Consider the following 13,567-nt stretch of genomic DNA (forward strand, 5'->3'; position numbering starts at 1 on the left):
CCCGCCCGCCCCGCCCACCTACCCCGCCCCACAGCCGCCGACCTTCGCCGACACGATGCTCCCGCAGCCCGGCACCGCCGAGCGCGAGCGCGCGTTCCTGCGCGCTTCCGAACTGCTCGGCCCGGACGCCGGAGTCGCCTCCAAGATCGCCATGGCGAACTACCTGCTGAAGGGAGCAGCGTGAGCCTCCCCGTGGTCCACGCCGTCGTCCACCACGCCGCCCGCGCCTACGAGGCCCGGACCCCGGCGGGGGTGCGCGTCATCGTGATCGAGACCGAGCACCACGCGCCAAGTCAGATCACCCGCACGGTCGTCCCTCTTCCGGAGCACGTGGCGCTGGACCTCGTCAGTGCCATCGAAAGCACCGGATGGTGACCTTCCGGATGGTTTGATAGGCATATGAGCGAGCCCGAATGCTGGGTGATCGCCGAGGTGGTTCTCAGTGTGCTCCAAGCCGACCGGCGAAACGGCGAGTATCTGCTGACCCAGTACGTCAGCACCGCCGAAGCCCGAGCCCTGCTGGACTCCCCGCGCGTCCCCGCCAAGGCAGTACCCCTCCTGGCCGACATCGGCCGCACCCGCAGGCTGGCCCTCGCCATCCTTCAAACCCTCGTCTCCTGACACACCAAGGCCCCCGGCCGGCACTGCTCGCACAGTGCTGACCGGGGGCCTTTTCTACGTTTCAGGACTCGCCCGCTCCGGGCGTCTCCTCCTTCTCCTTCTTCTTCGGCGGCTCCCACCCACGCGGCTTCTTCCACACGATCACCAGCCGGTCCGCCTTCAGCCGCGCCCCCTGGTAAGGGGCCTTCTTCAGGTACACCCGCTCGATCGCCAGCCGAAGAAGCTGGCCCCGGTAGTGAGCGTCCCCGGACTCCCACAGCTTCAGGCAGCGCTCGGGGTCTCGCAGGACCGAGATGTCCGCCATCGGCTTGGCCACCGCCTGCCACTCCTCGCGTGCGCTCTCCACGTCCTCCACCGCCGAGCGGCGCAGCTTGATGAACGTTGCCTCGCCGTCGCGGCCGGTGTACGCGCCGCCCGCGTTGAGCCGGTCGAGCTTGGCGACGGCTTCCTCCGCCAGCTTGATCTGTCCCCGGGCGTCGCTCTCCTTCTGGCTCTCCTCCGGGTTCGCCAGCGCCACCCAGTTCTCCGCGACGGCCATCATCACGGGGTCCAGCGGGCTGCTTGTGGTCACCTTCTTGCGCCACTCCTCCGCGAGGACGCGTTCCACCGTGGTCCGCATTCCGCTCACCGGGTCGGGGCAGGTCGTCAAGCCGAGGTTGAGCGGGCCGCAGCGGAACGAGCTTCCGTGGATCGTGGCGTTGTGGTGCTTCTTCGGGTCGCGGCCCCCGCCATCGCAGTACATCAGTCCCGAGGCCGGGGAGCGCTCGACCGGCTTCTCTTCCTGTTCCTTCACGGTCGGCAGGTTCTTGCGCCGGTCGATCTTGGCCGCGATCTTCCGGTGCTTGTCCCAGACCTCCTGCGGGATGGTCTCCACACCCTTGGCGAACACCCGCACCGGCTTGCCCTTGGCATTCAGGTAGAGCTGGTGGTGGCCGTTCACGGTCACCACCTGCCATCCGAGGTAGACCGGGTTACGCAAAATCTTCCCCACCGTGTTCGACCGCACCGGGCCGCCCCGCGTCGCCCGGAAGCCGTCGGCGGTCAGCCCCAGCGCGATCTTCCGGTTCGACAGGCCCTCCGCGGCCTCCCGGTGGATGCGCTCGATCATCGGCCACAGCTTGCCGTGCTTGAGCTTGCGCTTCTTGGTGACCTTCAGCCCCAGAGGCGGCATCGCCAGCCATTTGCCCTCGTCGCGCTGCGTCGCTTTGGTTTCCCTGACCTTCTCCGACAGGACCCGGCTGTACTCGCGGGCGTCCTCCGCCTTGCCGATGATGCGCGAGCGGTCGGCTTCGACGTCGGTGTCCAACCGGTCCAGGTCGAACACGAGGCGCTTGCCCGGCACGTCCAGGATCTTGAGCACGTCGCCCGCACCCTGGCGGCTGTACCGCGAGGAGTCGTACACCCACAGGCAATCCGAGTCACCTTCGAGCAGCGCGTGCACCGCCGCCTCGAACTCGGGACGCTTCACCCCCTTCTTGTAGGCCGAAAGGTTCTCGCGGAAGATCCGCCGGATAACGTATCCGTTCCGCTTGGCCCACGCCCGCCCCCGCGTCTCCTGCGCCTTCAGAGACAGGATGTCCCGGGCAGCGGTATGCCTGACGACCTGCGACTTCCTAAGAAGCAGATCGACGTAGCGCACGATTCCGGCAGGCTTGCGGGCCATGGTTCCACTCTCCAGTCAGCGGAACGGGCCTGCATCCTGGAGGTGCAAGGTCGACCCGTCCTCCTGGGAAGAACACGCCAATACCCACATCTCCCCGGCGATCGGCCTGCCCGAGCTGCCCTTCGTCCGCTTCACCGGCTACGTCCCGCAGCCCGGCGACCCGCGTGTCCCGCTGATGGAAATGTTCTCCGCCCGGAAGTGGGCGCCCCTGCTGCGCTACGCGGCGGGCCGCCCCTTCGCCTGGATCGACGACGTCATCCCGCCCCGTCTGGTCCGCGGCTCGCTCTGGCGGCGCGACCGGGTGCTGCTGCCGATCGACCCCGGCGAGGGGCTCGAACGGCGCCACGTGGACCGGCTGCTGTCCCGCCCGCCGCGACCCGGCGCGACGTCCCCGGTCAAGCGCCGGGCGGCCGGCTGACAGTCGCGGCCCCGCGGTGTCCTCCCCGGTCAGCCGGTGGGCAGCCAACCGACGTGCCCGGCCAGCAGCGCGTACCCGACGAACGCCACCGTGTCGATCAGCGCGTGCGCCACCACCAGCGGCATCACCCGCCCCCAACGCCGGTACAGCAGGCAGAACACCACACCCATCACGATGTTCCCGACCAGCCCGCCGACCCCCTGGTACAGGTGGTACGAACCGCGCAGCAGCGAACTCGCCGCCAGCGCGGCCGGCCACGTCCAGCCCAGCTGCGTGACCCGGCGCAGCAGGTAGCCGAGGACGACGACCTCCTCCAGGATCGCGTTCTGCCAGGCCGAGAGGACCAGCACCGGGATCCGCCACCAGACGTCCGGCAGCCCGGACGGCGCGACCGTCAGGTTGTAGCCGGCCGCCTGCGAGCCCAGGTAGAGCACCAGCCCGGAGCCGCCGATCGCCGCCGCCACGGCCGCGCCCCGGCCGAGGTCGCGCAGCTTCTGCCCGAGGTCGAAGCCCAGCACCCGCAGCGACACGCCCTCGCGGACCAGCAGGTAGCCGACCAGCACGACCGGCATCAGCCCGCGGCCGATGTAGTAGAGCTGCCAGACCAGGTCGAGCCAGGGCCGTCCGGGCGCGCGCGAGCCGTTCAGGGTGGCCACCTGCTGGCCGAGCTTCAGGGTCTCGGTGAGTGAGCCGGTGAAGCTGATCAGCGCGCCGACACCGCTCGCCCCGAGCGAGAGGCCGAGGACGGTCAGCAGTTCCACACCGAGCAGCCGACGGGTCGGCTTCGCGGTCTCCGGTGCGGTCGGAACGGTCGTCACGGGGGTGCTCCAGCGCGGACGGCGGCGGGCGGACGGTGCTCCGGCCACCGGCGGACGACGACGGCGGACCGGAGCGGTCATCCTTCCACAGCCCGCCGCGCGGGCCCCGGGGTGGATCGGGGGAGGATCCGGGGGCGGGGCCTACCCCACCGGCCAGGTGTGCACCGGCTCGCCGCCGCGCATGTGCTCCATGTAGCGCCGGGTCATCGCCGCGAGCGCGGACGGGCGGTCCGTCCCGTACTGCTCGCGCAGCCGGTGGAAGGTCGCGCTCTGCCAGGCCGCGCCGTTGGTCCGGCGCAGACAGCGCTGCTCGATGATGCCGAGGTAGCGGTCCCGGTCGGCCGGCTCCACACCCCATGCGTCCAGCCCCTGGTGGGCCATCGGCAGCAGCTCGTTGAGCACCAGGTCGACGGCGGAGACCGAGGTCGTCCCGCCGCCGCGCCCGGCCCGGCCGGACCGGGGCCACTGGAACTCCGCGTCGATGCCGTACCGGGCCGCCTGCCGGAAGTTCTCGTCGGCCAGTTCGAACGGCAGCCTGGTCCAGATCGGCCGGGACTGCTCGGCCAGCACCCGCACCACGCCGTAGTAGAAGGCGGCGTTGGCGAGCGTGTCGGCCACGGTCGGCCCGGCCGGCAGCGCCCGGTTCTCCACCCGCAGGTGCGGCACACCGCCGCTGACGTCGTACACCGGCCGGTTCCACCGGTAGATGGTGCCGTTGTGCAGCCGCATCTCGGCGAGCCTCGGCACCCCGCCGGAGGCCAGCACCTTCGCCGGGTCCTCGTCGTCGCAGATCGGCAGCAGCGCCGGGAAGTACCGCAGGTTCTCCTCGAACAGGTCGTAGGCCGAGTCCACCCAGCGTTCGCCGAACCAGGTGATCGGCCGCACGCCCTGGGCCTTGAGCTCCGCCGAACGGGTGTCGCAGGCCTGCTGGAACAGCACCGGCCGGGTCTCCCGCCACAGCTCCCGGCCGAACAGGAACGGCGAGTTGGCGCCCAGCGCGAGCTGCGGCCCGCAGATCGCCTGGGCGGCGTTCCAGACCGAGGAGAACCGCTCCGGGGTGACCTGGAGGTGGAGTTGCAGCGAGGTCGCGGCGGCCTCGGCGACCATCGTGATCGAGTCCAGTTCGAGGTGCTCCACGCCCTCGATGTCCAGGGTGATGTCCTCGCCGCGGGCGGCCAGGATCTGGTCGCTGAGCAGGCTGTACCGCTGGTTGTGGGACATCGCGTCGAGCCCGGTGTGGTCGAGCTCCAGGGTCGGCAGGATGCCGACCATCACGATCCGCGCACCGGCCTCCCCTGCCCTCCGGTCGGCGTAGCGCAGGCCGGTGTCGATCTCCTCGCGCAGCTCCTCGAAGACGTGTCCGCCGAGCCGGTGCGGCGCGATGTTGACCTCGATGTTGAAGCGGCCGAGCTCGGTCTGGAAGTCGGCGGAGCCGATCGAGGTGAGCACCTGCGCGTTGTTCAGCACCGGAAGGCCCTGCTCATCGGCCAGATTGAGCTCGATCTCCAGGCCCATCACGGCCTTCGGACGGTCGAAGCGGTCCTCGCGGAGCATCCGGCCGAGCGCCTCCAGGCAGGACTGGAGCTTGCGGCGGTACATCTGCCGGTCCGACAGTTCCGCTCGAGTCGCCACGACCTTCTCGCCCATGGTCCCCTCCTCCTGAGCCGGCCGGCCCTCGACCGTGCAAGCATCATGCCCACCCCGAAGATCGATACCCGAATGCTTCGAATGGCTTGCAATGCAAGGGAACTGACGCTGTTTCAGCTCAACTGCCGACTTGCCCGGCGCCACCGCCTGTGATAAACAGGTCACCCTGCGCACCTGTTCGAGTAGAATTCGCACTGCGCCAACGGCGCGGCCGGCCATCGCCCGAGACCCGAGGACGGCCGCCGCGCCGGCACCGCGATCCTGCCCAACCGGACAAGGCCCAGGTCCCGTCACCGCCGACGCACCCGCCATGCCGGTATGCCGCACTCGCACGCCGATCTCGCACGGAGAGGCGACCTTGCCATGACTCTGCAGACCCCCCAGCCCCCGCCCAGTGCCCTGCGCGCGGTGCTCGCCGCACTCGACTCGGAGACAGCGCTGCGCCAGCCCGCCGCCGCCGCGCTGCGCCGTCCGACCGGGCCCCTCCTCCCCGCGCACCCGCTCGCCGTCCACGTCCTGGACGGGCCGCGGGCCGAACTCGCCGCCGCCCGCCGGACCGGATGGCGCTTCCTGATCAAGGACGGCACCGAGGTCGCGGCAGCGGCCGAGGTGGTGCAGGGCCCCGAGGGCCATGCCTTCTCGCACTTCACCGCCGGCCCCTATCTGGACTCGACCGTCAGAGCACTGCGCCAGGCGTGGCAGCTCGCCCAGGCCTCCCGGACCCGCTGCCAGCCGAGGCTGCTGACCTTCCCGGGCCAGTACGCGACGGCGCTGTGGCTGCACAGTCCGGACGGCGGTCCCGGCGCCGATCTGCTGATCCCACTGGCCCCGGCGCCGATGGGGGTCACCGCGCACCGTGCCCACCCGGCCGCCGAACTGCTGCCGGTCCTGGCCCGGGGCCCGCTCGCCCGCTCACCGATCGCCCGCCCGCTGCTCCTCGGTACCCACGCCGATCCGGCGCGGCTCGCCTCCGGGGCGCTCTGACCCGTCGACGACCGCCTCGCCGACCACCCGTCGACGACCGCCTCGCCGACCTCCGTCGGGCCCCACCCGATCGGCTCACCCGTCCGGCCCCACCCGTCCGGGCCATCCGGCATGGCCCGGACGGACGGTCGGACCCATGACCCGTCCGGCACCGATTCCGGCCGCTCACCACCTGAACGGGTGATCTCTGGCCGGGGGTTGTGGCGCGTGTCACGAAATCGCTGCGCGCGGGTCCCGGGATGCCGACACTGGGAACCAGCGTGGAAGGACCTCCTGTCCTACCCACTTGAGCGCCGGTCCACACCTGGCCCGGCGCCGGACAGGATCCGACCGCCGCGGCGGCGCCCGACGGCCATCCGGCGGCACCGCATCACGGGGAGGATCGCGGAGCGAAGCGAGGGTACGCGTATGTGCCAGCACCGTCCTGAGTGTCCGTCGGCCGAGTCCGAGGACCGCGAGGCCGCCGTCACGGTGGCCTGTCACCCGGAACAGGGGTGGAGCCTGCTCTGCAACGGCGTCCTGCTCTTCGAGGACACCGGCGAGCTGCTGCCCGACGGCCGGGTGATCGCCCCGCGCCGTCCGGCCGCCAGCGCGGTCTGAGCCGCCGGGCCGACCCGGGGGCGACGCACCGGCCGCACCCCGGCAGCACCAGCCGCCCGAGCCGCAGGCACAGCCGAGCACCACGGAGCACCACAAGCACCACAGGACACCACGGAGCACCACAGGGCAGGGCCCCGGCGGAAACCCGCCGGGGCCCTGTCGCATGCCGTTCCGTTCGCCGTCCGGTCCGGACGGCGCGCCGGGATCAGGCGCCGTACTCGTCCATCGGCGGGCAGGAGCAGACCAGGTTGCGGTCGCCGTACGCGCCGTCGATCCGGCCGACCGGCGGCCAGTACTTGTCCGCCGGGTTCACGCCGGCCGGGAAGACCGCCTCCTGCCGCGAGTAGCCGTGCGCCCAGTCGCCGGCCAGGGTGGCGGCGGTGTGCGGGGCGTTGCGCAGCGGGTTGTCGTCGGCCGCCCACTCGCCCGAGCCGACCTTCTCGATCTCGGCCCGGATCTCGATCATCGCGTCGCAGAACCGGTCGATCTCGTGCAGGTCCTCGGACTCGGTCGGCTCGATCATCAGCGTGCCCGCGACCGGGAACGACATGGTCGGCGCGTGGAAGCCGTAGTCGATCAGGCGCTTGGCGATGTCGTCCACCGTCACGCCGGTCTCCTTGGAGAGCGGGCGCAGGTCGATGATGCACTCGTGCGCCACCAGGCCGCCGGGGCCGGTGTAGAGCACCGGGAAGTGCGGGGCCAGCCGCTTGGCGATGTAGTTGGCGCTCAGCACCGCGACCTGGGTGGCGCGCTTGAGGCCCTCGCCGCCCATCAGCCGGACGTAGGACCAGGAGATCGGCAGGATGCCCGCCGAGCCCCACGGGGCGGCCGAGATCGGGCCGACACCGGTGGCCGGGCCGGCCTCCGCCTGCAGCGGGTGGTTCGGCAGGTACGGCGCGAGGTGCGCGCGCACCGCGACCGGGCCGACGCCGGGGCCGCCGCCGCCGTGCGGGATGCAGAAGGTCTTGTGCAGGTTCAGGTGCGAGACGTCCGCGCCGAACTTGCCCGGCTTGGCGAGGCCGACCAGGGCGTTGAGGTTGGCGCCGTCGACGTAGACCTGGCCGCCGGCCTCGTGCACCAGGCCGCAGATCTCGGTGATCTGGGTCTCGTACACGCCGTGGGTGGACGGGTAGGTGACCATCAGCACGGACAGGTTGTCGCGGTGCTGCTCGATCTTGGCCTTGAGGTCCTCGACGTCGACGTCACCGTCGACCAGGGTCTTGACCACGACCACCCGCATGCCGGCCATGACCGCGGAGGCGGCGTTGGTGCCGTGCGCGGAGGACGGGATGAGGCAGATGTCGCGCTGGGTGTCGCCGTTGCCGTGGTGGTACGCGCGGACGGCCAGCAGACCGGCCAGCTCGCCCTGGGAACCGGCGTTCGGCTGGATGGAGACGGCGTCGTAGCCGGTCACCTCGACCAGCTGCTGCTCCAGGCCGCGGATCAGGGTGAGGAAGCCCGCGGCCTGGTCGACCGGCGCGAAGGGGTGCAGCTGGCCGAACTCCGGCCAGGTCACCGACTCCATCTCGGTGGTCGCGTTGAGCTTCATGGTGCAGGAGCCCAGCGGGATCATGCCGCGGTCCAGCGCGTAGTCCCGGTCCGACAGGCGGCGCAGGTAGCGCAGCATGGCGGTCTCGGAGCGGTGGCTGTGGAAGACCGGGTGGGTCAGGTACTCGTCCTCGCGCAGCAGCGCGGCGGGCAGGCTGTCGGCGTTCTCCGCCACCTCGACGGCCTCGACGCCGAACGCGGCCCAGACGCCCGCCAGGTCCTCGCGGGTGGTGGTCTCGTCGGTGGAGACCGAGATCCGGTCCTCGCCGTCCTGGAAGACGTTGATGCCGTTGGCACGGGCGGCAGCGGCGATCGCGGCGGCGCGGCCCGGGACGACCGCGGTGACGGTGTCGAAGAACTCGCCGTGCAGCAGCTCGACCCCGCCGGCCCGCAGGCCCTCGGCCAGCGCGGCGGCGTAGCGGTGGGTGCGGCGGGCGATGTCGGCCAGGCCGTCGGGGCCGTGGTAGACGGCGTACATCGAGGCCATCACGGCGAGCAGCACCTGGGCGGTGCAGATGTTGCTGGTGGCCTTCTCGCGGCGGATGTGCTGCTCGCGGGTCTGCAGGGCCAGACGGTAGGCGCGGTTGCCGTGGGTGTCGACGGAGACGCCGACCAGGCGGCCGGGCAGCGAGCGGGCGTACTCGGCGCGCACCGCGAGGTAGCCGGCGTGCGGGCCGCCGAAGCCCATCGGCACGCCGAAGCGCTGCGAGGTGCCGCAGGCGATGTCGGCGCCGAGCGAGCCCGGGGACTTCAGCAGGGTGAGCGCGAGCAGGTCGGCGGCGACGGCGACGATCGCGCCGAGGCCGTGGGCCTGCTCTATCACCGGGGCGAGGTCGCGGACCGCGCCGGTGGCGCCCGGGTACTGGAGCAGCACGCCGAAGACGCCGCGCTCGGCGATCTCGGCCGGGATGCCCTCGGACAGGTCGGCGACGACCACCTCGACACCGGTCGGCACGGCACGGGTGTTGATCACCGCGACGGTCTGCGGCAGGGTGTCGGCGTCGACCAGGAAGACACCGCCCTTGACCTTGGTGACGCGGCGGGCCAGGGCCATCGCCTCGGCGGCCGCGGTGCCCTCGTCCAGCAGCGAGGAGCCGGAGGTGGGCAGGCCGGTCAGGTCGGCGACCAGGGTCTGGAAGTTGAGCAGCGCCTCCAGGCGGCCCTGCGAGATCTCCGGCTGGTACGGCGTGTAGGCGGTGTACCAGGCCGGGTTCTCCATGACGTTGCGGAGGATCACCGGCGGGGTGAAGGTGCCGTAGTAGCCCAGGCCGATCATCGACCGGAGGACGGAGTTGCGGTCGGCCAGCTCGCGCAGCTCGGCCAGGACCTGGGCCTCGGAGCGGCCGTCGGGCAGGTCCAGCGCGGTGATCGAGCGGATCGCCTCGGGAACGGCGGCGGTGGCCAGCTCGTCCAGCGAGCCGTAGCCGACGTGGGCCAGCATCTTCTCCTGGGCAGCGGCATCGGGGCCGATGTGGCGGTTCTCGAAGGGGCTGGCCTGTTCGAGCTCGGTGAGGGTCGCGGGGGTGGTGGGGCGTCCCGAGTTCGGCTGGGCGTTCATGGTGGTCGAGGCCTCCTGGTCACGGACCGGCGGGGGTGCGCACGCCGGGGTGCCTCGCCGCTGCGGACAACAGCGGAGGACCCGGTCGGACGAACCCGACAGGCCTCCCCCTCTGTCATCGGGACCTGAGAGCTTCGCCCGCGCGGAGCGCCGTGGGACGCCCCGCCGGCTTGCACCGTCGGTGAGGGTGGGGTCCGCCGGCTCCCTCGCCCGCGTTCCTGCCCTGCTTTCCAGAGTGACCTATCCCGCACGGTACGGATGCCTGAGAGATTCCGGGGAGGAGTTGCTCCTTCGGCGCCCCGACCAGCGGTTTCCACTGCCGGGGACTCTCCCGCGCGGGCTCGGCGGTCGCGCCCAGGGTACCAGCGGGAGGCCCGACGATCACGGGTGCGTCCGGTCACTTCGCCGCCGGGGCCGCGCACCCGGCCTGCCCCGGACGGCTCAGCGCCGCGCCCGTCCGGCCCCGCCCCGGTCGCGCGGGTCCGGTTCATGGCTTTTGGTGTGAAGTGGCGGACCGGGCGGGCGGGCCGGCCGTCGTCCTGCGGGAGTTCCGCAGGATCACCGCACTGGAGGAATGAGTGCAGACCGACATCGACCCCCGGGACCTCATCGGCCACAAGGCGGTCGACCGCAACGGGGACAAGATCGGCACCATCGACGAGGTGTATCTCGACGACGCCACCGGTCGGCCCGAATGGGCGGCCGTGCGGACCGGCATCTTCGGCCGGGACGCCTTCGTCCCCCTGACCACGAGCGAGTTCTCCGGCGACGAGCTGCGGGTGCCGTACGACAAGTCCCTGGTGAAGGAATCACCGGACTTCGGCGTCGGCCAGCACCTGTCGCCCGCCCAGGAGCTTCAGCTCTACCGCTACTACGGGCTGGACACCCCGGTGGACGGCCGGCCGTCGGCGGGTGACGACTCGGGATCGAAACCGGCCGATCTCGACTTCGGCACCACCGCCGACCGGGGCACGGCAGCCGGAACGGCCGCGGTGGGCACGGCCGCAGTGGGCGCGGCCGCCGCCAACACCACGAGCGCCACCAACGCCCCGGGCCCCGCCAACGTCACGAACACCGGCAACAGCACCGGTACGACCAACGGCACGGGCACCGCGCATCCGCCCAAGCCGCTCGGCCTCCACCAGTCCCCCACTCCCGTCCCGAGCCCGGCCGCCGACCTCGGCAAGCCGTCCGACCCCGCCCCGGAGGCCCCCGTGCGGACCCTCGCCACGCCCCTGCCCACCACTACGACACCCGCCGCGCCGCAGCAGGCCGCCGAGCCGCGCCCGCACACCCCGGCGGCCCCGTCGGCCGCCCCGGCCGCCGTCCCCGCCGCGGGCACCGCGCACCCCGAGGCCGCCGGCCCCGCCGCCTCCGCCCCCAGCGGCCCGGTGGAGATCACCTGCCGCGAGGAGCGCCTGGACATCACCACCGAGTGGCATGTGCTGGGCACCGCAAAGCTGCGCAAGTACGTCACCAGCGAGCCGGTGGAGCGGCGGGGGGGGGGGGGGCCCGAGAGGGGCCCGGGCGGGCGGAAGTCGGGTCGCGGTGGTCCGCGAGCGGGTCCGGGTCGAGCGGATGCCGGTCGGCGACGCGGAGCGGGCCGCGCTCAGCGAGAAGGAGATCGCCGAGGCGGTGGAGGAGGTGACCCTTCGCGAGGAGCGCCCGGTGGTCCGCAAGTACCTGGCGCCGATCGAGCGGGTCCGCCTGGTGGTCGAGCGGTACACCGCCGAGGAGGTGGTCCGGGACGAGCTGCGCCGCGAGCACGTCGAGGTCCACGACAACACCGCGGCCGCTTCGACCCCGGTGCCGTCCGCCGCGCACGCGCCGGCCCGGCAGGCCGCCCATCCGGCGGTCGAGGACCAGGCCCGCCCGGCTCCGCTGCGGCCGCTCGCCTGACCCGCACGGAACCGTTGGACCCCGGCCGATCATGGCCGGGGTCTTTCCTTTTTACCAAGGCTTAACCAATGAATATTTGACACACTGAAGTATCTCCCTGCATGGTTACTTCAGTTCATTCACTATGTACGGAAGGAAGCAACCGTGAGTGAGGCACCACAGCCCACCACCACGACCGAGAAGCAGAGCAGCGCCCGGGTCCTGCCGGCCCTCATCCTGGCGATGCTGTCGTTCAGCGTGGTGCAGACCGCGGTCGTTCCGATCCTGCCCTCGCTCGCCAAGGAACTGAGCGTCTCCGGCTCCAGCATCACCTGGCTGATGACGGCCAATCTGCTGTCCGCCGCCGTGCTCACCCCGCTGCTCGGCCGCTTCGGCGACCTGCGCGGCCGCAAGCCGATGCTGCTGATCTCGCTCGCCGGCCTGGTCGCGGGCTCCGCGCTCGCCGTCTCGACCCACTCCTTCACCTGGCTGGTCGTCGCCCGCGTCCTCCAGGGCGCCGGCGGTGGCGTGCTCCCGCTGGCCATCAGCATCGTCCGCGACGAGCTGCCCAAGCAGAAGGTGACCGGCGGCGTCGCCGCCATCAGCGCCTCGATGGGCGTCGGCAGCGGCCTCGGCCTGGTCGCCACCGGCCTGCTGCTGGAGCACTGGAGCTACAAGTCGATCTTCTGGATGGGCCTGGCCTTCGGCCTGCTCGCGATCGCCCTGGTCGCCTTCCGGGTGCCCAGCGACCCGGTCACCGACAAGGAGGGCGGCGCCGACCCGCTCGGCGCCATCACCCTGGCCGGCTGGCTCTCCGCCCTGCTGGTCGCGGTCAGCCAGGGCAACCACTGGGGCTGGACCTCCACCAAGACGCTCGGCCTGTTCGCCGTCGCCGCCGTGGTCGCCCTGCTCTGGGGCGTCATCGAGGTCAAGGTCAAGCACCCGCTGGTCGACATGAAGATGATGTCCCGCCCGGCCGTCGCCTTCACCAACCTGGCCGGCCTGCTGATCGGCTTCGGCATGTACGGCTCGTTCATGGTGATCAGCAACTTCGCCCAGACCCCGGAGAAGTTCGCCCACTACGGCTTCACCGCCACCGTGCTGCACGCCGGTGTGATGCTGCTGCCCTCCGCCCTCGGCTCGATGGTCGCCGCCCCGCTCGGCGCCCTGCTGATCGCCCGCCGCGGCCCCCGCCTGCCGCTGGTCCTCGGTGGCGTCCTCGGCGCCGTCGCGATGGCCTACCTGGCCATGCGGCACAGCCACGAGGGGGACATCTACCTCTCCTCGGCCATCTTCGGCCTCGGCATCGGCCTCGCCTTCTCGGCGATGCCCGCCTACATCAACGGCGCCGTCCCGGTCGAGCAGAGCGGCATCGCCAACGGCATGAACGCCGTGCTGCGCACCGTCGGCGGCGCGATCGGCACCGCCGTCATGGCCGCCATCCTCACCGGCGACACCATGAAGCTGCCGATCCCGATCGCGCTGCCCACCCTGGACGCCTACAAGCACGCGTTCTGGACCGCCGCCGTGGTCTGCATCGTGGCCGGCGCCGTCCCGTTCCTGATCCGCACCGTCAGGCCGACCACCGCGGTGGCCTCCGGCAACACGACGGCGGACCTCTCCTCCGGCCGCGAGCCGGTCAAGACCGACGCCTGACGAGGCGTCCCGCCCCGCGCCCAGGGACAGGGCGCGGGGACCGGACCAGGACGGTCGCCGAGGGCATCGCGACCGTCCACGGCCCGGACACGAAGCGGCCCCACCCGGCTCCCCCGCCGGGTGGGGCCGCTTCGTTCCCACCCCCGGCGAGGGCGCCGCTCAGCCCTCCCCCGGTC

General features: G+C 72.0%; 12 protein-coding genes, 1 pseudogene and 1 riboswitch. Of the genes and pseudogenes, 9 read left to right on the forward strand and 4 right to left on the reverse strand.

Translation table 11 applies throughout. The features are described 5' to 3' along the window. The 3 genes from ADK60_RS16565 to ADK60_RS16575 all read left to right on the forward strand — a co-directional run. Positions 1-184, forward strand: a 184-nt coding sequence (locus ADK60_RS16565) for a hypothetical protein (protein ID WP_199839680.1), incomplete at its 5' end; no start/stop codon positions are given. Continuing rightward, positions 181-375: a hypothetical protein gene (locus ADK60_RS16570; protein WP_053646820.1), complete on the forward strand. Its 195-nt coding sequence runs from the start codon at positions 181-183 to the stop codon at positions 373-375. The genes ADK60_RS16565 and ADK60_RS16570, both read left to right, overlap by 4 nt. Before the next feature lie 24 nt (positions 376-399). Next, the gene (locus tag ADK60_RS16575) at positions 400-621 is read left to right on the forward strand and encodes a hypothetical protein (RefSeq protein WP_053646823.1); all 222 of its coding nucleotides are present in this window, start codon (positions 400-402) and stop codon (positions 619-621) included. Between the two features lie 61 nt (positions 622-682). On the opposite strand, the gene ADK60_RS16580 is transcribed toward ADK60_RS16575, so the two are convergent. Then, positions 683-2,284 carry a recombinase family protein gene (locus tag ADK60_RS16580; protein ID WP_079008423.1) on the reverse strand — a complete coding sequence of 534 codons (1,602 nt, stop codon included), beginning with the start codon at positions 2,282-2,284 and terminating at the stop codon, positions 683-685. Here ADK60_RS16580 and ADK60_RS16585 point away from each other — a divergent pair. After that, complete coding sequence (locus ADK60_RS16585; protein WP_199839681.1) at positions 2,283-2,702, forward strand: hypothetical protein; 420 nt, start codon at positions 2,283-2,285, stop codon at positions 2,700-2,702. The genes ADK60_RS16580 and ADK60_RS16585 overlap by 2 nt on opposite strands. Before the next feature lie 29 nt (positions 2,703-2,731). On the opposite strand, the gene ADK60_RS16590 is transcribed toward ADK60_RS16585, so the two are convergent. Together ADK60_RS16590 and ADK60_RS16595 are read right to left on the reverse strand one after the other, a co-directional pair. Continuing rightward, the gene (locus tag ADK60_RS16590) at positions 2,732-3,520 is read right to left on the reverse strand and encodes a CPBP family intramembrane glutamic endopeptidase (protein ID WP_045943310.1); all 789 of its coding nucleotides are present in this window, start codon (positions 3,518-3,520) and stop codon (positions 2,732-2,734) included. A gap of 141 nt (positions 3,521-3,661) precedes the next feature. Next, positions 3,662-5,167, reverse strand: coding sequence for a glutamate-cysteine ligase family protein (locus ADK60_RS16595; RefSeq protein WP_053646827.1), 1,506 nt, complete (start codon positions 5,165-5,167; stop codon positions 3,662-3,664). Between the two features lie 363 nt (positions 5,168-5,530). On the opposite strand from ADK60_RS16595, the gene ADK60_RS16600 reads away from it, so the two are divergent. Continuing rightward, a complete protein-coding gene (locus tag ADK60_RS16600; protein ID WP_045943308.1) occupies positions 5,531-6,151 on the forward strand; it encodes a hypothetical protein in 621 nt (206 codons plus the stop codon). A 408-nt stretch (positions 6,152-6,559) separates the two neighbouring features. Then, positions 6,560-6,751: a DUF5999 family protein gene (locus ADK60_RS16605; RefSeq protein ID WP_045943307.1), complete on the forward strand. Its 192-nt coding sequence runs from the start codon at positions 6,560-6,562 to the stop codon at positions 6,749-6,751. A gap of 205 nt (positions 6,752-6,956) precedes the next feature. Here ADK60_RS16605 and gcvP read toward each other — a convergent pair whose 3' ends face one another. Next, complete coding sequence (gene gcvP, locus ADK60_RS16610) at positions 6,957-9,857, reverse strand: aminomethyl-transferring glycine dehydrogenase (RefSeq protein WP_053646829.1); 2,901 nt, start codon at positions 9,855-9,857, stop codon at positions 6,957-6,959. A gap of 240 nt (positions 9,858-10,097) precedes the next feature. Further along, a riboswitch (glycine riboswitch) is annotated at positions 10,098-10,201 on the reverse strand. A 234-nt stretch (positions 10,202-10,435) separates the two neighbouring features. On the opposite strand from gcvP, the pseudogene ADK60_RS41920 reads away from it, so the two are divergent. The 3 genes and pseudogenes from ADK60_RS41920 to ADK60_RS16625 all read left to right on the forward strand — a co-directional run. Continuing rightward, positions 10,436-10,801, forward strand: a pseudogene (locus tag ADK60_RS41920) (PRC-barrel domain-containing protein); the annotation flags it as partial. Between the two features lie 604 nt (positions 10,802-11,405). Then, a complete protein-coding gene (locus ADK60_RS16620) occupies positions 11,406-11,756 on the forward strand; it encodes a DUF2382 domain-containing protein (RefSeq protein ID WP_053646833.1) in 351 nt (116 codons plus the stop codon). A gap of 144 nt (positions 11,757-11,900) precedes the next feature. Beyond that, positions 11,901-13,391, forward strand: coding sequence for an MFS transporter (locus ADK60_RS16625; RefSeq protein ID WP_079008425.1), 1,491 nt, complete (start codon positions 11,901-11,903; stop codon positions 13,389-13,391). The last annotated feature ends 176 nt before the right edge of the window (positions 13,392-13,567 follow it).

The sequence above is a fragment of the Streptomyces sp. XY431 genome (assembly GCF_001279805.1).
In the GTDB taxonomy this organism is placed as follows: Bacteria; Actinomycetota; Actinomycetes; order Streptomycetales; family Streptomycetaceae; genus Kitasatospora; species Kitasatospora purpeofusca.

Excerpts from the sequence above, each read along its gene's own strand:
- ADK60_RS16585 (WP_199839681.1), top strand. The coding sequence starts at position 2,283 with ATGGTTCCACTCTCCAGTCAGCGGAACGGGCCTGCATCCTGGAGGTGC.
- ADK60_RS16595 (WP_053646827.1), bottom strand. The coding sequence starts at position 5,167 with ATGGGCGAGAAGGTCGTGGCGACTCGAGCGGAACTGTCGGACCGGCAG.
- ADK60_RS16580 (WP_079008423.1), bottom strand. The coding sequence starts at position 2,284 with ATGGCCCGCAAGCCTGCCGGAATCGTGCGCTACGTCGATCTGCTTCTT.
- gcvP (WP_053646829.1), bottom strand. The coding sequence starts at position 9,857 with ATGAACGCCCAGCCGAACTCGGGACGCCCCACCACCCCCGCGACCCTC.
- ADK60_RS16575 (WP_053646823.1), top strand. The coding sequence starts at position 400 with ATGAGCGAGCCCGAATGCTGGGTGATCGCCGAGGTGGTTCTCAGTGTG.
- ADK60_RS16605 (WP_045943307.1), top strand. The coding sequence starts at position 6,560 with ATGTGCCAGCACCGTCCTGAGTGTCCGTCGGCCGAGTCCGAGGACCGC.
- ADK60_RS16600 (WP_045943308.1), top strand. The coding sequence starts at position 5,531 with ATGACTCTGCAGACCCCCCAGCCCCCGCCCAGTGCCCTGCGCGCGGTG.